Source organism: Bacillus sp. F19 (genome assembly GCA_023823795.1).
GTDB lineage: Bacteria > Bacillota > Bacilli > Bacillales > Bacillaceae > Bacillus_P.
This window is the reverse complement of record CP085710.1, coordinates 2,359,114-2,378,289: the sequence shown is the minus strand read 5'-3', so window position 1 is coordinate 2,378,289 and position 19,176 is coordinate 2,359,114. Positions and strand designations below refer to the sequence as shown.

General features: G+C 34.3%; 19 protein-coding genes and 5 pseudogenes. 7 read left to right on the top strand and 17 right to left on the bottom strand.

Features of this window, described 5'->3' with window-relative positions:
* Positions 1-16: 16 nt before the first annotated feature.
* The 4 genes from LIT25_12055 to LIT25_12040 form a co-directional block, all read right to left on the bottom strand.
* Positions 17-154 (bottom strand): hypothetical protein, encoded by a 138-nt coding sequence (locus LIT25_12055; protein ID USK35947.1) that lies wholly within the window; start codon positions 152-154, stop codon positions 17-19.
* 42 nt (positions 155-196) lie between these two features.
* On the bottom strand, positions 197-814 hold the full coding sequence (locus LIT25_12050; protein USK36254.1) for an IS3 family transposase: 618 nt from the start codon (positions 812-814) through the stop codon (positions 197-199).
* Between the two features lie 185 nt (positions 815-999).
* Positions 1,000-1,188 carry a helix-turn-helix domain-containing protein gene (locus tag LIT25_12045; GenBank protein USK36253.1) on the bottom strand — a complete coding sequence of 63 codons (189 nt, stop codon included), beginning with the start codon at positions 1,186-1,188 and terminating at the stop codon, positions 1,000-1,002.
* Between the two features lie 181 nt (positions 1,189-1,369).
* Positions 1,370-2,731: a D-serine ammonia-lyase gene (locus LIT25_12040; protein ID USK35946.1), complete on the bottom strand. Its 1,362-nt coding sequence runs from the start codon at positions 2,729-2,731 to the stop codon at positions 1,370-1,372.
* 151 nt (positions 2,732-2,882) lie between these two features.
* On the opposite strand from LIT25_12040, the gene LIT25_12035 reads away from it, so the two are divergent.
* Complete coding sequence (locus tag LIT25_12035; GenBank protein ID USK35945.1) at positions 2,883-3,428, top strand: XRE family transcriptional regulator; 546 nt, start codon at positions 2,883-2,885, stop codon at positions 3,426-3,428.
* A 685-nt stretch (positions 3,429-4,113) separates the two neighbouring features.
* Here the strand turns inward: LIT25_12035 and LIT25_12030 are convergent.
* Positions 4,114-4,422, bottom strand: coding sequence for a hypothetical protein (locus LIT25_12030; GenBank protein USK35944.1), 309 nt, complete (start codon positions 4,420-4,422; stop codon positions 4,114-4,116).
* A gap of 196 nt (positions 4,423-4,618) precedes the next feature.
* Here LIT25_12030 and LIT25_12025 point away from each other — a divergent pair, with 196 nt between their 5' ends.
* On the top strand, positions 4,619-4,963 hold the full coding sequence (locus tag LIT25_12025) for a tyrosine-type recombinase/integrase (protein ID USK35943.1): 345 nt from the start codon (positions 4,619-4,621) through the stop codon (positions 4,961-4,963).
* 208 nt (positions 4,964-5,171) lie between these two features.
* Here LIT25_12025 and LIT25_12020 read toward each other — a convergent pair.
* Positions 5,172-5,510: pseudogene (locus tag LIT25_12020) on the bottom strand (alkaline phosphatase family protein).
* A gap of 99 nt (positions 5,511-5,609) precedes the next feature.
* Here LIT25_12020 and LIT25_12015 point away from each other — a divergent pair.
* A complete protein-coding gene (locus tag LIT25_12015; protein ID USK36252.1) occupies positions 5,610-5,981 on the top strand; it encodes an endonuclease/exonuclease/phosphatase family protein in 372 nt (123 codons plus the stop codon).
* Here the strand turns inward: LIT25_12015 and LIT25_12010 are convergent.
* Positions 5,975-6,250 (bottom strand): annotated as a pseudogene (locus tag LIT25_12010) (alkaline phosphatase family protein). The gene LIT25_12015 and the pseudogene LIT25_12010 sit on opposite strands and share 7 nt — an antisense overlap.
* A gap of 106 nt (positions 6,251-6,356) precedes the next feature.
* Positions 6,357-7,475, bottom strand: coding sequence for a UDP-glucuronosyltransferase (locus LIT25_12005; GenBank protein USK35942.1), 1,119 nt, complete (start codon positions 7,473-7,475; stop codon positions 6,357-6,359).
* Positions 7,476-7,636: 161 nt separating this feature from the next.
* On the opposite strand from LIT25_12005, the gene LIT25_12000 reads away from it, so the two are divergent.
* Both LIT25_12000 and LIT25_11995 read left to right on the top strand, forming a co-directional pair.
* A complete protein-coding gene (locus LIT25_12000; protein USK36251.1) occupies positions 7,637-8,194 on the top strand; it encodes a hypothetical protein in 558 nt (185 codons plus the stop codon).
* A gap of 169 nt (positions 8,195-8,363) precedes the next feature.
* A complete protein-coding gene (locus LIT25_11995) occupies positions 8,364-9,233 on the top strand; it encodes a metallophosphoesterase (protein USK35941.1) in 870 nt (289 codons plus the stop codon).
* 173 nt (positions 9,234-9,406) lie between these two features.
* Here LIT25_11995 and LIT25_11990 read toward each other — a convergent pair whose 3' ends face one another.
* A complete protein-coding gene (locus LIT25_11990) occupies positions 9,407-10,540 on the bottom strand; it encodes a galactosyldiacylglycerol synthase (GenBank protein ID USK35940.1) in 1,134 nt (377 codons plus the stop codon).
* A 163-nt stretch (positions 10,541-10,703) separates the two neighbouring features.
* On the opposite strand from LIT25_11990, the pseudogene LIT25_11985 reads away from it, so the two are divergent.
* Positions 10,704-10,880, top strand: a pseudogene (locus LIT25_11985) (DUF2238 domain-containing protein).
* An 88-nt stretch (positions 10,881-10,968) separates the two neighbouring features.
* Here the strand turns inward: LIT25_11985 and LIT25_11980 are convergent.
* From LIT25_11980 to LIT25_11970, 3 genes and pseudogenes are all read right to left on the bottom strand, one after another.
* On the bottom strand, positions 10,969-12,390 hold the full coding sequence (locus LIT25_11980) for an FAD-dependent oxidoreductase (protein ID USK35939.1): 1,422 nt from the start codon (positions 12,388-12,390) through the stop codon (positions 10,969-10,971).
* 595 nt (positions 12,391-12,985) lie between these two features.
* Positions 12,986-13,439: pseudogene (locus tag LIT25_11975) on the bottom strand (phosphatase PAP2 family protein).
* A gap of 313 nt (positions 13,440-13,752) precedes the next feature.
* Positions 13,753-13,935 carry a hypothetical protein gene (locus LIT25_11970; protein USK35938.1) on the bottom strand — a complete coding sequence of 61 codons (183 nt, stop codon included), beginning with the start codon at positions 13,933-13,935 and terminating at the stop codon, positions 13,753-13,755.
* Positions 13,936-14,343: 408 nt separating this feature from the next.
* Between LIT25_11970 and LIT25_11965 the strand changes: the two genes are divergently transcribed.
* Positions 14,344-14,982, top strand: a complete 639-nt coding sequence (locus LIT25_11965) for a DUF2238 domain-containing protein (protein ID USK35937.1) — start codon at positions 14,344-14,346, stop codon at positions 14,980-14,982.
* 140 nt (positions 14,983-15,122) lie between these two features.
* Here the strand turns inward: LIT25_11965 and LIT25_11960 are convergent.
* From LIT25_11960 to LIT25_11940, 5 genes and pseudogenes are all read right to left on the bottom strand, one after another.
* Positions 15,123-15,230 (bottom strand): annotated as a pseudogene (locus LIT25_11960) (HIT family protein).
* A 319-nt stretch (positions 15,231-15,549) separates the two neighbouring features.
* A complete protein-coding gene (locus tag LIT25_11955) occupies positions 15,550-16,668 on the bottom strand; it encodes a spore germination protein (GenBank protein ID USK35936.1) in 1,119 nt (372 codons plus the stop codon).
* Between the two features lie 812 nt (positions 16,669-17,480).
* Positions 17,481-17,903: an SRPBCC domain-containing protein gene (locus LIT25_11950; protein ID USK35935.1), complete on the bottom strand. Its 423-nt coding sequence runs from the start codon at positions 17,901-17,903 to the stop codon at positions 17,481-17,483.
* Positions 17,900-18,229: a metalloregulator ArsR/SmtB family transcription factor gene (locus LIT25_11945; GenBank protein ID USK35934.1), complete on the bottom strand. Its 330-nt coding sequence runs from the start codon at positions 18,227-18,229 to the stop codon at positions 17,900-17,902. The genes LIT25_11950 and LIT25_11945 overlap by 4 nt, the downstream gene beginning before the upstream one ends.
* An 81-nt stretch (positions 18,230-18,310) precedes the next feature.
* The gene (locus LIT25_11940; protein USK35933.1) at positions 18,311-18,733 is read right to left on the bottom strand and encodes a DoxX family protein; all 423 of its coding nucleotides are present in this window, start codon (positions 18,731-18,733) and stop codon (positions 18,311-18,313) included.
* Positions 18,734-19,176: the final 443 nt, after the last annotated feature.

The window sequence follows — 19,176 nt, the reverse complement described above, 5'->3', positions numbered from 1 at the left end:
CGTCTCTAAACATATTTTATAGGCACACCTTTTTATAAAAAAGTTTAATAATTTTTTGTCTATATTCTTCAATTAAAGCGCCATTTTCTTGAACAATTCCCTTCTCAATACAATTACCCGTTCCAGTACCGATAATTATGACATCAAAAGACATATACGATCTCCTTCCGTCATGTAATCTGTAAGATGTTCCCCATCAGAGATCTCTATGAGAAAGAGCTTGTGAAGTTTTAAAAGTATACAGGTTAAAACACTCTGTTTTTAAATGACTGAAGAAACTTTCCATACTAGCGTTATCCCAACAATTGCCCTTTCTAGACATACTAGCTTTCATTTTATTTATTGTGAGTAGCTGATTATAGTTATGGGACGTGTATTGGTATCCTTGATCACTATGGAGAAGGATTCCTTTTACATTCCTTCCTTTTATGGCTTTTTTAAACGTATCCAAGACTAGTTTATAATCATTGCGTCTACTAATTTGGTACGCAACAACTTCGTTATTATATAGGTCTTTGATGGCAGACAAATATAGTTTCTGTCCATTGAAAATGAGATACGTAATATCAATTACCCACTTTTCATTAGGGCGAGAAGCGTAAAAGGCTCTATTTAAATAATTATTTGAGATAAGAAAAGGTTCTTTCTTACCATAATAAATTCGTTTTTTCCTGATAATTGCTTTAATACCTAGCTCACTTAGTAATCGTTGGACTTTTTTGTGATTAATGTGAATATCATAGGTCCTCTTTAGCCAAATTTGTATTCTTCTATAGCCATAGATGCCCTTATGTTTCTGATGGCATTCTATTATTTGCTGCTTTAATTTCTCATCCTCTACCTGCTTTTCCGAAGGTTATGCTTTTCGCTTTACCCACTTGTAGTATCCACTTCTTGATACTTTAGCCAGATGGCAAAGTAGCTGTATAGAATGAGTTTGTTTTGATAAATCATCAATGATTTGAAATAGGTTACTAGGTTCTAAATCAATTCTCCCTTTCACATATTTAAAAGCTTTTTTAACAGTTCGTTCTCAGCTTCTAATCGCTTTATTTTCTTTTGAGGACTTTCATTGGTAGATAAAGAGACTTTACCAAACCCACTTTTTCTTCCGCGTTTCTCTCTAAGACCAACAATCCCATCTTCTCTAAACTGTTTAACCCACCGTTGTATGTTTTTTCGATGAATGTTTAATTCTCTGGAAACAGCAGCATAATTCTTCTTTTAATGATATAAATCCACCGCTTTTTTCTTAAATGATATATCGAATAAGCGAGCATTCGTTAGAAATCCTCAGCTTACCGAGGGAGTTTAACAAGAACTGAAATTTCAAACATAAAAACACGGGGTTAAACTACCCCGTGTTAAATTACTTCTGTTCCTCTAACGCTAATTTCAACCCTTTTTGATAATATTGTGTCATCATCTCTTCAGGAACCATGCTTCCACCAGTCCCCCAAATAATATGTGTACCCTTACTCATCTTTTCCGTTAAACTATGCTTCTGTAAATAATCGATGCCCTCTTTACATAATTTACTTGGTCCTATCATGCCTGCTAGTGCAGAAGGTTCTAAATGGATCCCCTCTGTATCGACTAGTTCTTTTAGCAACTTATACAACTGTTCATCGCTAACCGTATAATTACCACTTAAAAAAGGTTCCATAGTTTTACCCACAAACCCAGATGGCTTTCCTACAGCAAGTCCATCCGCGTCTGTTACATTATCGATACCAACATCATGTACAGAAACATTATCATGAAGTCCAGTCATTAAACCGAGTAACATACACGGTGAGTGGGTAGGTTCTGCAAAGAAACAGTGAACATGGTCTTGATACAATAATTTCAAACCAAAAGCTACGCCTCCAGGACCTCCACCTACTCCACAAGGAAGGTAAACAAACAAAGGATGATTTTCATCTATTATTATCTCTAGCTCTTCTAATTGTTTCTTCAATCGAGATGCAGCTACTGCGTATCCTAAAAATAGGTCGTGAGAATTTTCATCATCCACAAAATAACATGTTGGGTCACTATCTGCTTGGATTCGACCTTCCTCTACAGCTTTACTATAATCAGCTTTATATTCAATAACTTTGACATTTTTGCTTCTAAGCAAGTCTTTTTTCCACTGTTTTGCATCAGCTGACATATGAACAGAAACATTAAAACCTAACTTTGCACTGATGATGCCAATACTAAGTCCTAAATTTCCAGTCGAGCCTACTGCGATTGAATATTGTGAGAAAAAGGTTCGAAACCTATCACTATCAAAAATCGAATAATCATCTTGAATCGTTAACAATTGATGTTGAAAAGCTAATTCTTCTGCATGTTTGAGAATTTCATAAATCCCGCCTCTTGCTTTAATAGATCCTGATATAGGAAGGTGACTATCACATTTTAGTAATAATTCTCCTAATATAGGTTGTTGATAATCCTGTTCTAAGGATTGTTTCATGGCAGGAATTCTCACTAAAGGAGATTCTATGATACCATTCGATCCTTTTGTTTCAGGGAAAACCTTGGCGATATATGGAGCAAAACGTTTCAACCTTTCCTCTGCATCTCTTACATCTTCTTGAGTAAGTGGGGATTTTTTAATTCCCGTTTGAAATTTTTCGACATTTGGATTGAGCCAAAATACTTCATCCATCGAAATGAGCTTGTTTAGTAAAGGATATTGGTCTTTCCATGTTTGTATTTCTTTGCTTTCAATCTCTTTCATTTGTTTGATCCTCCTAATTTTCTTGTAACGAGTTGTGTTATAAATTATAATTAAATAAATTTTAATACAGTTTAACACACAATTATCTTTATGTTAATTTTAATTTAATTTATTTAAATTTAATTTAACATTTCGTTGAGGAGTATCGATTATGGAAAATATAGATATTGGTAAGAAAGTTGAAAAATATAGAAAAGCTAAAGGATTGAGTAGTAGAGAGTTAGCAAAATTAGCTGAAATTACACCTTCAATGTTAAGCCAAATTGAACGAGGTTTGGCGAATCCTTCAGTTCAAACCCTAAAGGTCTTAGCTAAAACCCTGAATGTTCCAACTTTTAGTTTTTTACTTGAAGAAACAATTACGGAGGATTTAATCGTTAGGTCTAGTAAACGTAAGAAAATGATCATTGATAATTTGTCTTATGAGTTATTGTCACCTAATTTTACGGGTAATTTAGCAACAGCGATTATGAAAGTTCCTTCGAATACTTCTTCGTCAGAAAATCTTCTAGAACATAGAGGCGAGGAAGTAGCATTTATTTTGGAAGGAAAAATTAAGGTGTATTTAGGTGAAGAAGAATATCTCTTAGATGCTGGTGATAGTGTGAAAATACCAGCAAATTTGAAACATAAATGGGAAAATAATTTTAGTCAAGATGCAGTTGTATTATTTTCAGTTACCCCGCCTGTGTTTTAATGTAGAAAAATGTTAAATGTAATGATCTTCTTCCACAATCGGGCGCTTTCCTTGAATTGGTATGCTCCCGTAATAGTAGACACTTTTAAAAAAGGGCATTAATCTGTCTACTAGGAGGGGGTATTTTTTATGGAGAAAAAAGTAGAGACTTATAATTGCCGGTACCCCTAAACACCCTTGTAGTATCATTTCTTCGCTTGTTATACGAGATCAATGTCCCAACCAGCCTCACACATGTTTCTACAAGTAGGGGGTGAACAGTTTTGCGGACGGGATCAAGTCCCACTGGCCCGTACGTTCTACCCCGGCTACTTCAAGAATAATCCTCATAAAAAAGAGGTCAACCAGAAATAACTAGTTAAGCTCATAATACGATCTGGCCCGATTGTTGAATAGCATGACTGTCGTTTTTTAAACAACTTTATTATTTTTTAAACGACTTTATTGTAAATTAAACTACTTTTGTTGGTTTATAAAAATGTTTGATTAAAAGTAGTTCTATTAACGTTGATTTACCAAATATAAAAGAGCCTGTTTTTGAAAAAAGTTTGATCAAAACAGGCTCTTATTATGTTTAATGTAATCACTGTTTTATAAAAAAGTTTGATCATTTTTACTTAGAATCGGTTTCCGATGAAATAAGAATATTAACTTATTTTATGATCGATTAAATGGGCTTTCTTGTTTATTTGTTTTTGTTCATATTTATATTTGGTGTTAATTCATTTGAAAACTCAGCAAATGCAGTTTTATTTGAAATTGAAACAGGATTTTGTAAATTATTTTGTCGAAAATTATTAACTAAATTTTGAATGGGGCTCAATAAATTCCTGTTTTGATTTCTTCTTAATCCAAATACAGCTGCACTAATTCCTAAACCTACTATAGAAGCCCAGACCATCCCTCTATTTCTTCTTCTTCTGCCAAACATATTTAAAAAGGGTTGGCTTCTCCCTAAATTAAAAAGCGTATTAATCCACTGAAAATTATTCAATTTCAATCACTTCCTTAAAAAGAATTGGAAAATGAATTTTTCACCTTCCAATATCTAGTTTTTACAAAAAATGATTTGATTATGTTGGAAATCTTTAGGGTGATTCTTATTTAGACATCTAATTTCTTTTTGAAAAATTTTCAAAGAAGTTTGTTAACGATAAATTCTGCACTTGCTAATGGATTTCCCATGATCAATGTCTGCTTGGGGGCGATTCTTTAGAAACTTACCCCCTATAAAATTAAAGGTCTGTTGTGGAGTTTGCAATTTCAACCAAAGTCCGTTACCTAAGTCTTCTCTTTTCAATGCATTCAACAGAATATTAAAGAGATCAGGTATTGATCAACTTCCCATTCATTCTTTAAGACACACTCATGCAGTCCTATTATTAGAATCAGGTGCAGACACGAAATATGTACAAAATCGCCTTGGACACGGGAGCATTCAAATTACATCAGATGTTTATGCTCATGTAAGTAAGAAAATAGATCAATCATCTATGGAAAAATATGAATCATATATGAATAAACTTTACGAATAAAATGAAACAAGAATGTACCACTGGCGTAACAATACTATCATGGGACGCCTTCTAAAGATTGAAGAAAGCATTTGAAAATTGTTCATCCATTATCCTCCTTGTCATACAATTACATTTGAAGACATTTTTATTGTGTGATAAGAGAGGGAAAATATAATTGGTAAATTAACGATCATTTTCGAATTAAAAGGAAAGCTATAAGGTATTTTTATGAGATTAACGTCAAAAGCCATTCCTTAATATCTAATATGCGCATATGCCTTGGAATTGAATCGGTACCACTAACAATCATGGACACTAAAGAATCTTGTTTGTGCAAACCTCCGTGACTTGCCCCGCCAACATGTGTCGGAGAACTCTCCCCTAAGAATTCATTACCAGGTTTTGCGGTTACAATGATAAATTCACCCTCATGCGAGAAAAAAGATGAATATAATCTTGCTAAGGCATCAGGGTAATCGCCATATACGATACTTTTATCTGTAATGGTGAGGTCTAAGATCTCCTTTTCCCCCTCTATAAACCAAGATTGCTCATACTCATCGGAATAATCCCCATCAGGATGAAACTGAACGAAGTTGATAAGCATTTTTCAAAAAGAAGTGATTATGAAGACCAGATTAGTTGGCTTGCAAAACAATTAAACATGAATCAGACTTTCAGCCCTTCTTTGTCTATAACGTCTAAAAACTCAACGATTGTAAGGCAGTATGGAAATGCCCTTCTGTCTCGCTATCCAATCGTAAACGAAAAGAGGCATCTTTTTAATTTCATACCAGGACTCATCGAAGGAAGGTCATTGCTCGACGCCACGATTGAGATAAACAAAAAATTATTTCAAATCAATGTAACCCATTTAAGCCTTAATCCCATTCTGCATCAAAAGCAAACCGACTTTATTGTCAACCAACATCTTAAGACGCCTCATCCAATGATTATTATGGGTGATTGGAATATGAAACCAGAGTCAAAAGGATGGAGAAAAATAACCCGTGAATTTCAAGACGCACCACCATAATCGATAATTCTTTTTTCCTTTTCGTTATACCAAAGTAAGCCTGGGATTTTGTGTTTATCACTATATACACCTGTTAATAAAGTACTATCAACATTGACTGACATAGTTGGAAATGGACTAACAAGATTTGAGAAGTATCGGCCATTTTCAATAAAAAATTTTAAGGCTGGAGCTTTTCCATTCTTAATTGCAGCCTGTATAGATGGATCCATTAATGTATCAATCATAAGCATGACGATTCTTTTTTTCTGAGATTGTTCCGGTGCCATTTCTTCACACCCTATAATTTAAATTACAACAAAATCCCTTTTTATAAAGAGCTAGAGAGAATATTGATCCCTTCTATTTGAAAAGATATTTCATGTTAGACATGGCCTATATTCTATGCTTAGTTAAAATATTTTCAATCATTACTGATAGATCCTGCTTTGATAGTTGTTGATGATAGGCATTTAGTTGTTCATTTAACGAGTTTTGATGTTGTTCGCAAACCAATATGGATAGAATTTGTTCTTCAAGATTAGATTGTGAATTCCAATCTTCTAATTGAAACACGAGACCTTGCTTCTTCAGATAGCATAAATTGATTTCCTCCTGACCAGGCAAGGCATGATACACAAAAATAGGGATTTTTTTAAATAAACATTCGCTTATCGTGACTCCGCCGGGCTTCGTTATAATCGCATCCGCCTCATGATACAATTGATTCATTTCCTCTTTTGATGAAATGTATGATAATGGAATGATCATTGGATCATTCATCTCCGTAATAAATTGGAAAAGTTTTTTGTTTTTACCGCATAAAACCTGGTAATGAATATTACCTGCCGGATGAAGCTTTTGAATAAATGATTGGATGGCTCCGGCACCAAGGTTACCCCCTGAAATTAGTATCGAAAATTGGTTACGTTCTTTCGTTTCCTTTTTCAATTCCTTTAACTTTGAATGGATTGGTATCCCAGTTACAAAAATCCGCTCAGATTCAATTCCCCTGTCTATTAAATAGTCCATTAACTCTCTGCTTGGTACAAAATGATAATCGATCTCCTCGATTCCCCATATGTGATTAATGAAATAATCGGTATAAACATTGACGACAGGAATCGTTTGCTTTTTCCTCCTTTTTAATTGGCTCAGCATATAAGAAGGCAATGCATGCGTGCATATTATGAGGTGAGGTTTTTTTTCTTCAATTAATTTTTCCATCGAAAGTAAAAACAAGTGTTCATACATGCGGTATCGATTATGGTCCATTTCATTTTCATAAACGGATTTTCGATATATCCAGCTATACAACCTAGGAAAGAGGTGGATCCATTTTAAATAAATTGATGACACTAAAGCTTCTATTTTTCCGAAACGATAAGATAAAATATCAATTTTTTCACAGTCAAATATGCCATTTTTTTCAGATAGGGATTCTATCATTCCATCTGCTACATGATGATGACCAGAGGATATCTGCAAGAATGGCAAGAAAAGTACCTTTATCACGAATTATTTCCCCCGTTCATTTTAAAGTAGTTTGTGTTATTCGTGAGGAATCATTCTACCTCCCCTCTAATTTCCATCATATTATCGAGGAATTTTAGTTAAAATAATTAGAGTTAATAAAAAAGGGTTTAACACCATTTACAAGGAGAAGAACCATGAGAATAAGGCATTATATACTTTCAGCTTGGAGTATATTAGACCCTTTGTACTTTTCATTTACTCGTTTGCAATACTTAAAAACGAAAGAGCAGCCCGCTTTATTCCGAGTAAGGCTGACACGTTACAAAGGCCATGAAGTGGTTCTATCAGATGGAACCATGATCAAAAAGAATGATGTACTCGTGAAAATTCATCTTCATAATGTTCAATTATTAAAAGAGCTCCTAACTGTTGACAATGATCTAAAAAAAGCCATGATATTATATAAAAGGGTAAAAGAATCATTACCTCATTTAGCGACATATGTTTACCAGCATAAAGATATAGATGAGATTAAAGGGATTATTGGCATAACCTTGCTTAACAAGGGGTGTACAAGGTTAGGATTTGAGATTTTCACTATTTTGAGTCCCACCTATAACCTCTTCAAACAATTGGCGTTTTTTCCCATATATTACATTTCAACAACAAGACGATCAACAAAACGGCAAAAAATTCCGTCTCCAAACTACTTATTTATGTCAAAGAATTCCTTATTAAAAAAATACGGAAACATATAAGAGAAATTCTAACAAAAGAATTTTAATTGTCAGAAACTGATCCATTGAGTGCACCTGAAATGATTTTGACAGTTTGTGCAGAAATAATGTCACTGGAAGTATCTCCATTAATTACAGGTTACAATACCCCCTCCTTTTGCCTATAATTGTTTTGGAGGAGGGGATATCATTGTTTATTTTGTTACCACTCATTATTGCGATTTTCATATTTTTATTATTTTATAAAGGTTATAAAAATACTCAAACTGTTGCGATTAACAATATTTCAATAAATAATGCCATTTCTGATCAATCAAAAGAAGTTCGCGTATTGCATATTTCCGATATGCATCTTGAAAATATATCTATTACTCCTGAAAAACTATATAAAAGTCTTCGAAATCAATCGATTGACTTAATTGCTTTAACAGGTGATTTTTTAGACCGAAAACGAAGCATCCCAAAGTTAGTTCCTTATTTAAAAGTGTTTAATGAATTAAAACCAAAGCACGGAATATATGCAGTTTTTGGGAATCATGATTATGTACTGCGTCATCCCGACTTCCTTAATTTAAAGCAAACATTACAGGAATATAGATGTAAAACCATGCAAAACGAGAATGACGTACTCATGATTAATGGCGAGCGATTGAACATTATTGGGATCGATGACTTTAGTACAAATCGAAGTGACATTGACAAATCATATCGTGGAATTTTGAATGGCTATAATCTTGTATTAACGCATGATCCGAATATAGTTCTTAGCATGAAAAACAATCATTTTGATTACTTGCTTTCTGGTCATTTTCACGGCGGGCAAATTCATTGGCCAAAACCATATCATTTAATTAAAATGGGAAAATTAGTTCGGATGAACATGGTAAAAGGTTTGCATCATCACGATGGAAAACCGTTTTATATAAGTGAAGGTTTAGGGCAAACCGGAGTGAATATTCGAGTAGGAAGCCGCCCTGAGATTACGATTCACAATTTAATTCCTATATCGATTTTAGATAAAGTTTCAGAAAATATAGAGAAACCAGCGGATGCAGTTTAAACCACCCTTGGAATATGATAGGGTGGTTTAATTTTAAAAACATTTTGAAAACCACTTTTATCAAAAAACATATCATTTCTTTGCCAAGCATCAAACTAATCCGCATCGGTATTATCAATACATACTAGATTATGCAAAAGGTTGATTCGTTTTACTCAATTAGAGAACAGTTATTATTTATTTTGACATCGAATATTTGCAGGTACATTTGATCGAAAAAGGAGGTCAACAATAAATTCGGCGCTTGCCAGCGAGTCTGCTTTTTGTTGAAATTCCATCATTCTATCATGTGTAACCTGCATTTTTGGGGGAGAAAAGAGTAATTCTTCGATTATATTGTCGATATCAATTGTGTTATCGATTTTAATAGCCAAATGATTATTTACTAAAAAATCGCAATTTCTTTCTTCATGACCCTGAATCGGTTGAAATATATATAAAGGCAGCCCCTTTGATAATGCCTCGAAACAGGTTAATCCACCAGGTTTTGTTATGAGGAAATCAGTAGCGTCCATCCACTCGTCAATACGATCAACAAACCCCAAAATATGAACATGAGGATGATGGAACATTCCATCTCTTGATAAGGAACTTCTAAGGTTCTCATTGTTTCCAGTACATATTATTACCTGAATTTTTTCTTTCCATTTCAATAGAGAATGGGCAAGTTTCTGAATTCCGCCTAATCCCAATCCCCCTCCCATGATCATTACGGAAGGAATGTTTTTTAATTTTAATTTTTTTCGCATTTCCTGTTTATTTTTCTTGGTCCAAAAATTCGTGACAGCAATACGATTTTTGGGAATCCCCATATTTATTAATTGATCATGCACATCCTCACTCGATACCAAATAGACATCTACCTCAGAATGAACCCATGCACCATGAACATGAAAATCTGTTATTAAAGTGCAAAGAGTAAACTGATGACCCAGCCTCTTTAGTCGGGATGCAGATGAACTAGTGAATGGATGGGTGCAGATAATAAGGTGAGGTTTTTCCTGATTAAGAAGAGCTTCAATATGGCGATGAAACAGTTGATAAATGGCAAATTTCCTCCAATTGCAAAGAGGCTTGTTTTGGTTATAGTGATACATTTTCCGCCATAATGAAGGAGACTGTATGATCATTTTGAGATATGAGTTAACCAGCAGCTTTGTAGTAAAAGGATGAAGTGTCTGCCCTACCTCTAAAACTTTTGTATGGATAGAAGGAGCAATATGGGAAATTCCTTGCATCAACGCTTCCGCAGCTTTTGTATGGCCAGTACCAATGGCTTCCGATAGTAATAGCACTTTTTTTCTCACAATGCACACCCTTACTTAATTTCTTTTTAAATTTAGGATTTGCAATTTAGCTTATGATTAAACAATATCCATTTGGAATTGATGGATGATTTCACTTGGTCTGTACGGCAACTGCTGTTTTTCAAATACTCAAGTATATAACCTTTCTTTAGAAGTGAAAAAAGTGAATAAATTTAGAAGTACAAAGATTCATCTATTTTTACTACTGGTTGTTACGGTAGTTCTTATATGGTCTGTTATCAAGCCTACAGGATATATGTCATGGGCATCAGAGTTATTTCGAGCCGTTGCAGGACTAATCATCATAATTGCAAAGTACAATAAGTTTAGCCTCACTACAAACCATGCTAACAAATGCATGTTCAATTAATTTTTTGTAATGTTCTTCCCCTACTTTTTGATTATTCTCTACAAATTCTGCTAATCTGTTATTTGGAAATTTCTTCGAGGATTTTATTAGCTTCTCTAATTCCTGAAAGATAGGCCCCATGAACAGTGGTTGGATAATCAGTTACAGTAGCTTCTCCAGCAAAAAATAATTTATTGTTAACTGATTCTGAGAGTATTTTATAATCTTCGACTGACGCTCCTACTTTAATAAAGGAATATGCTCCATAGGAGAAATGATCTTTCCCCCACCGTGTAATTTTCCAAGAGATAGGATTTGGAATAGAAGGACCAAATATTTTCCTTAAAATAATCATCAGCTCTGAAATAATTTCTTGATCAAGCCTATTTTCCACTGCATTACCGAAATCTCCTGCGTTCAAAGCAAGTAAAATAGGTTCATTAAGGTAATGATATATATTCAAAAATTCTCCCCACTGCCCTTTATCTTCAGAAACATATCCCAATAAGTGAGGTTTCTTACTCCAGAAAGCATTTGGAAACTTAACATAAATCTTATTCAAAATCCCCATTCCTAGTTTATTTATTGCTTTTCTCTTTTGCTCAGGCAATTCAGGAATAAACAAAATATCATTCTTCTGCAAAACACCAAGAGGAACGGTTACAATTACATAATCTGCTGAAAATAAACTTTTTTCTGAATAAACTTTCACAAAATCTTTTTCATAGTTAATTTTATAGATACGTTCATTTATATTTATTTTAATATCCTTAATTAACAACTGAATTATTTGGTCATATCCGTTTGGAAATATTACATCTTCTCCCAGAAATTCTTCACCACTATCAAAGTTTAAGGCAGAAAGATTATAGCTACTTCCAGAATATTCGTGTTCTATTGTAGTATTAACATAATAATTCAATAACAGTTGCTCTTTTTCAGATAAATCTTCTTCTGTAATAAAGTGGTTTATAAAACTGGTAAGAGACTTATCTTGATGCAAATTGGAACGTTGTTCTTCGATAAATTCAACAAATTTTTCTGATTGTTTCTTTAACTTTATTTCTTCCGATTCGCTTAATTCATCACCATTAAAGTTGAAAATCCAATGCGAATCATAATTAGTTATAGATGTATCTATTTTGTTTTTCTTAGCTAAGTCATAAATAGGATTACCTTTAATTCCATGAACCCAAGAAGCTCCCATATCTAATGGAATGTTATCTATGGAACGATCCGTCCATATTCTTCCACCTATTCTATTTCTCCCCTCTAGTACAGTTACGTTTATTCCTTCTTTGGAAAGATGTGCAGCTGCAGCTAAACCACTAATTCCTGCTCCAACAATCACGACATTTTTCTTTGGATTGTTAATAGAAGTACCTTCAAATACATTTGAGAATTTAATTTGACATGCTTGAAGCAAGGCTATATCTGAAAAAACACTTGATATTTTAATGAAATCTCTTCTACTAATTGAAGTTTGAGATCTTTTAGTCATAACTCTGCTCCCTACAGGTAGATTGTGCGAGTGTTTACTGTTTCAAATTGTTTTTTTTTAAAAGACAAAGTATCATTCTAGAATTTCTGGAATTGTAATACAAAGTTTGGGATACACGTCCGTATATAATCTCTTGTAGAGGTACTTTTGAACGATATACCTCCCTTATTAAATATTACTCTTGGACGTTGGGTACATTTCTTCAGAGATTTTATGTTAATTCATTATTTAACCTAAGCCGATTATAAATCGTGCTGATCCATTTAGTGCCGAAAATAAATGGGTACATTATTATAAAATTTATCTAATATACAAACATAAATATCTTTCGATTATGTGACACGATGGATCTTTTGATGGCTTTCGATGATTGGTATATTGCTTTTCCTAGTATAGTAGCCTTTAGGAAGGAAATAAGACTCAATTTGCCAATCAACAGAGATTCCAGCTTCATTAAAATATCCAAGTAAAGTCTTGAAACTTTGTTCAATTTCTTTATTTTATCGTACCCACGTAAGTTATCTTAAAATTAATATATTGACATAAACAACAAATAAATAAATTTTTATGTGAAGAAATTGGAAACAGTAAAATCCTAAAAAATTTTTCTCTTGGTAAGACTGTTACTGTATAAAAACAAAGAATAATCACACATGATTTCGACTAAATATAGCTGCGATTGACGGCCAAAATAAATTACGCAGCGGGCAATTTTATCTAATATGATGCTGGTCATGGTGGCAATAAAGGCACTTCCGATAATATCAGACGGATAATGATGTCCAACCCAAATACGCGAGAAACCCGTCACCACAGATAATACCCACATGATTGACCCGGTCATAAAGAAAGATAGAAGTAGATATAGCAAATACAAGCAGAGTATGTTTACTTGGAAATGAAGAATCCATTTTTGAAGGAATAAGTATGCCGACGCGACGTTTCACAAACGGACGTGGTTTAAAATAAAACAATTTAATCAACAGCAAATTAATTGGAGAACAACGTCCGGAAAGCTGATTGATTGACTGAAATACTTTGTAGTCCATAAAATTATCTCCTTATTATATAGATACAAATAAAATTCCCTCCTAAGTAAGAAATATGTAAAAATCGGGTAAATGAATTTTGGAATAAGGGAATGCGGTCTAGTCAGAATCTCAAATGTTTAACTATTAATTGATCCAATTAAATTTCTGGCCTGACTAATCTAAAGATCTTTTCTGGAGAAATTTAATAAACGTAAAAAAGTCGTTCTTCAGAGAAATTCATAACACAAATGTGTATAAAGAATGTCCCAAAGAACGCCTTGAAATTAATAAAATACCATTAATCCATAAAGGATTGCTTTAATACATAGCCTTATTGATTTCCGGACTGTTGTTGATTCTGTCCTTGCATCCCAGTCCCCATTTCCATCATGTTTGAGGCTAGTGGCATCATATTTTTCATTTTCCCACCATTTCCATTCATCATTTGATAAGCTGCAATACCTACTCCAACTGAAGCGAAAACCGGTAAAATTTTATCCATGTTTGTCTTCATCTACATCACCTTATTTTTAGATTTTTTTTCATTTCCTGAACCTTAATATCTTGGCTAAAAAACTTAATAATTTAAGGTGTTTGTTACCAAAACAATTAGTAATAAAAAAATGTTTTAAAGGAAATATAAGATATAAAATATTTTTAAAGATATATGATAAGAAAAAACAACAGATGGAATTAAAATTCATTGATCAAGCAAAAGCATGAGCTTCCTAAAATAGCAGCTAATGATTTTAATGAAATGAATAAGTTAAGCATAATTTCTATGCACAAGTTGAATTTAGTATTACCTCAAACAAATCCCATATTTTTCAATGTATTGTTTCATTCAATCGTGTAATCAACCCTATAGAAATTTCTGTTTTTTACAGAAGAAAAATATCATAAGTCTATTGGAGTGAAAAAAATGGGAAAAGATAAAAGCAAAACGATTCATATTTTATTACTATCGCTAGTTACTGCAGTTTTTATTTGGTCAGTTATTCAGCCAGAAGGATACTTGATATGGACTATGGAAGTAATTCCAGCTGTTGTGGTACTGGTCATTTTAATTGCAGCTTACAATAAGTTTCGTTTCACCACATTATCATATTTCATTATTGCTATTCTTTCGATTACTATGTTCATCGGTGCTCACTATACCTACTCAAAAGTTCCTCTATTTAATTGGATACAAGATTTTTTTGATTTAAAGCGGAACCACTATGATCGGTTTGGACATTTTCTAAAAGGGCTATTTTCGATTGTTATTAGAGAAATATTAATACGTAAAACCCCTCTAACAAAAGGTCCTTGGTTATTTGCTGTCACTTTAAGTTTTTCACTTGCAATTGGAGCCTTATATGAAATTATAGAATGGTCAGCTTCTATTATTTCAAAAGGTGGAAAAGCTTCAAAAGACTTTTTGGGAACACAAGGTGATTTTTGGGATGCACAATGGGATATGTCATTAACATTAGTAGGCTCTATCATTGTATTGCTTACTTTATCAAAACAACATAACAAGCTGTTAAAACGATTGTTAAAAGATAAGTGGTACAAATAAAAATGAATTGATGAGGAATAAATATTCTAATAGGTTAATATTTCCAAAATAGAGGATTGGACCTTCATCAGTTAGCTTTAGAAAATGGAGATACAATTCATTTACTATATGAGTTCTATACATACATCTTCCCCTGAATAGAAGGATTGATTTTTGTATCTAGGTACAACATGCATATGATAATGAGTTAATTCATTGAAGAATCCGCCGTTTTGACAAATGGTGATACCATTAGGGTAAATTAGTTCATCATCATGAGCAAGATGTTGGATTCGCAATAAGCGTATTTCTTTTGTTTGCATGATCAGCTCATCCTCACCTATATACCAACTTATAATTTTTAAATATATGGCTAACAACAAGGGTTCATGAGTAGATGATCTGAATGGAGGTTCTTATCAAATATCCATTTCAAAATAACTTATCAGGTAGCTCTGAGGTTTTGTTTTTTATAAACTTCCTTTAAGATAGTAACTGAATTATTTATCTATATACAAAATAACATATACATAGATAGAGCATAGCTTACTGACATCGCGGAACGGGAAAAATAAATTATAAAAAACGTTAAAGTTTTTTATTTTGATGTATTTTTTTCCGTAATGCATTGACTGCTAATAAGAGTAAAGGAAGAACAAGTCCGTATGTTGAGACATATAGTGGCCATATTTCTTTTTCAAATGGGGCTGCGTGGATCACATCGGGATGTACAATTAAGGAAAGCGAAACCACAATCAGCCCTAAAGGTATCGTAAGTGGGCGATAATTGTTTAATTTCAACGTTTGTGCAAGACCGATAACGGACGCGTAAAAATAAAAAGTCATTTTAAAATAAATCGAGATAAACCACATGAAGGCCATTATGGCTTCTATCCGTTGCAAAAAATCCCCTACGTTTATCCTCTTAGCCACAGCATAACTCGGATACATCTGCCTCGCTGTGTTATCCGCGCCCAAAACGAGAATAGTTAAAAAGATAATGATGCTTAAACAGAATCCGCCGATTAGTATTCCGATAAAAAAGTTTTTTTCAGATGCTTTTGGTTGATTCACTGAAACAGGAAAAATCATTAATAAAACAATTAAAGGCAAAGAAAAAAAACTTGTAAAAAGAAAAACAGCACGGATCATCGGTTTTATTCCTGTTTCCAATACGGGTTGCATGTTTTCAAAATTCACTTGTACAGGAGGTAATAAGGCTGCAACCACTAGAATTATGAATAAAAAAACAAAGAAAGGAAATAAAATTTCTGCAGAACGAGCCAACGTTTCAAGACCAAGACGAATTCCCATAATTAAAATGCATGAGAAAATAACATGGATAGCTTCGATTGGCGTATCCGGCATGACCTGTGTAGTCAAGAAATTTCCCACAAAATACATAAGTATTGCCGTGGACAGAAGTGAAATGAAAACAAAAGTAAGAGAAACCGCCTTACCTATCCATTTGCCAAGAAGTATTTCATTCATTTCGACGATTGTCCTCGTTGGGAACATCCTCCCTACAGCATTGTATAAAACCACCAGTAATAAACCTACGCCTGTACCGATTAAAGCTGCGATCCAAGCATCTTGTTTTACCTCTTGAGCCATACTTCCAGGAATCACTAAGATGGTCGTACCTATAGAAAAAAAAATAACTAATATTGCAAATTGCCTTGCACTAATTTTAAAATTATTTACCATATTCCAACTTCCCATCAATGTTTATAATCCCTATTATTGACCTTGCTTTGTTAGAATAAACTCTTGGTTTTTGAAACCGTCTTCCCTAAAGCTCTTTTTGAATTATTTGTCTCTAGTTCCTTTCTAGTAATATGGTATTTTTTGAGTGCGTGAGAAAAAAGTCTACTGAACAACTATTCCTTTTTCAATAAACCTGCTTTCATTAACTCAATAAGCCTTATTCTATTATCTGGCCCTTATGTAGAAGAACTTCAGAATCCGCTTACTCCGTTAAACTGCCCTTTTCTGGAATAACTTACAAATTCATGATGAACTATCTATTTTCCTTTCTTACTCCAGAATCTGGACCGATTCAAAAAGGACGCCTTCTAATTCAAGAAGTGCACCTGTACAGATTTATTACTTCTTTTGTTTTACTTAGTGTCGTAAATGAAATTTTTACTATTTTTTCAAACCAGCAGAAATAGATTTTTATAGGATTTTTTCTAATGCTTTAGGTTTATCTTTAGGTATAGCTTTTTTTGATTTAGCATTCAAGAAAAATACAGATTAACTTATTATTCAGGTAAATAAAAAAAGTAAGATAGAGTTTGTTTTGCTGTTCATTGAATATAAATTACTGATGTCGTTGATTTATCGCAGGATCTATGTCAGAAAAGCACTTACCTTAGAAAAATAAGTATTAGACTATTCAATCCTGCCGTACAAAAAGCCAGTCAAAACACGATAATAAAGTGTTAGACTGGCTTAGTTTATTGAACTATCGTACTCCATTAATTATTGAGGAAGGGGATAGTTAGTACCGAATGCGGTTATTGTTCCAACACCTTTTCAAGCTCGCCGCACCACTTACTCCAGCCATACTTGGCTCCATTGAGTGCTTGAGCATTTGAGATTCCGGTTTGTTCGAGATGAAGGTTAACCTTTCCGTCCCCTAAATCCTGCAGCGTCCAGATGACCGTGTGCTTCTCTCCTCCACTGGCCCAAGTATAAGACAACCGGTTTGGTGCGTTCACGATAAGCACTTCGCCGTCAACAATTCCATCCCAATATTCGGTCGGCGGAGTGCGAAACTGAAAACGGTGTCCTATAACGGGCTTAAAATCATTTTCCATCGCCTGACCGGTGTGGATGTTGACCACCCACTTGGCAAGCTTGCTTGAATCTGTTAAGGCGGACCAAAGCTTCTCAATCGATGTCGTGTACTGAAAATCCAAGGATAATGTTAAACTCATTCTTCTTCCTCCTCTAATAGTTGTTTCAAGCGCAACATATTCGTACTCCAGAACTTACTGTAATCAGCCACCCAATCTTGAATTTCTCTGAGTGGAGAGGCATTTAGCCTAAATCGCGTTTCTCTGCCGACTTTTCGGTCAAGTACCAGTCCGGCCTCTTTAAGGATTGTCAAATGCTTGGATACCGCTGTACGGCCCATTTGAAATTGTGCCGTTAATTCATGAAGCGGCCTCTCCTCTGCCTCAGCTAACAGACGAATCAGTCGGCGCCTAGTTGGATCTGCAATTGCGTCAAACACATCCCGTAATCTGTTGTTCTCACTCACAACACTCCCTCCAAAATATTATTTTCTGTAGTAGAGATCTATTGATGGTACGAAGGGACTGACGTTAATTTCACCACCTTCCTAAAGTTTGCGGCTCTTAGGACGTAGCGCCCACGAGGCAATATTTAGTGAAGCATATGAAAGCGGAAGGATAATAGAAAACCCGGAATCACCATAATCGTTAGCAAACGCATGAGATAAAGCCGCACCAGTCATTAAAAAGAAGATACCAGCGTGAACCCATTCTTTAAGCCGAGGAAAACCTGGCACGACGAGAGCGATGGCTCCAAGCACCTTCCAAATCCCGAGAATGGTCAAGACGTATAATGGGTAACCTAGATTCGTCACTAACTCGATGTTTCCCCCATATTGCATAAGTTGCCCGATACCACTTAACATAACAGCTGCTGCGAGTAGCAATGTGACTGTCCAATAAGCAATCATTTTTCCTCGGGGCTGGGTTTCTACTATCACGGTTGTTTCCGCACCGATAATCTTACTCATTTGTTTCCTCCTCATAATTTTTCAAGAGAAACTTATTCATGTTACAAACTTTCCAAATGACTAACTCCTAATTGGACTCCATTTGGTGACACTTTGATTATAAGACACTATTTGGTGTCATGTCAACAACATTTTTTAGCACCACATGAATACCTAAGTCAGTGTATTTGTCCCCTGACTACATGTTAAAAAGCCTCGGCGTGTTAACGCCGAAGCTTTGCGATTGTGGCTCAGTTTTCTTGGGAGTCAGGACTGCTTGATGAATCTCACTCGATTCTGGATAACTGCCCATTAGCCAACCATGCAGCGCACGACCAGCGCTGCACCACAGAGAATGAAAATGGTGGAAAACCGTCCATACTGATTCTATGGCTGGGTGAGGAAGGTCGATGAACTATGGTGCCATTAGAGCCCATCTGTTAGTCTGACTCATGTAAATGATC

Bases quoted from the DNA above. Each gene is read 5' to 3' on its own strand.
- LIT25_12055 (USK35947.1), bottom strand. From the start codon at position 154: ATGTCTTTTGATGTCATAATTATCGGTACTGGAACGGGTAATTGTATT.
- LIT25_12040 (USK35946.1), bottom strand. From the start codon at position 2,731: ATGAAAGAGATTGAAAGCAAAGAAATACAAACATGGAAAGACCAATAT.
- LIT25_12035 (USK35945.1), top strand. From the start codon at position 2,883: ATGGAAAATATAGATATTGGTAAGAAAGTTGAAAAATATAGAAAAGCT.
- LIT25_12025 (USK35943.1), top strand. From the start codon at position 4,619: ATGTCTGCTTGGGGGCGATTCTTTAGAAACTTACCCCCTATAAAATTA.
- LIT25_12015 (USK36252.1), top strand. From the start codon at position 5,610: ATGAATCAGACTTTCAGCCCTTCTTTGTCTATAACGTCTAAAAACTCA.
- LIT25_11980 (USK35939.1), bottom strand. From the start codon at position 12,390: ATGACTAAAAGATCTCAAACTTCAATTAGTAGAAGAGATTTCATTAAA.
- LIT25_11970 (USK35938.1), bottom strand. From the start codon at position 13,935: ATGAAGACAAACATGGATAAAATTTTACCGGTTTTCGCTTCAGTTGGA.
- LIT25_11965 (USK35937.1), top strand. From the start codon at position 14,344: ATGGGAAAAGATAAAAGCAAAACGATTCATATTTTATTACTATCGCTA.
- LIT25_11955 (USK35936.1), bottom strand. From the start codon at position 16,668: ATGGTAAATAATTTTAAAATTAGTGCAAGGCAATTTGCAATATTAGTT.
- LIT25_11950 (USK35935.1), bottom strand. From the start codon at position 17,903: ATGAGTTTAACATTATCCTTGGATTTTCAGTACACGACATCGATTGAG.
- LIT25_11940 (USK35933.1), bottom strand. From the start codon at position 18,733: ATGAGTAAGATTATCGGTGCGGAAACAACCGTGATAGTAGAAACCCAG.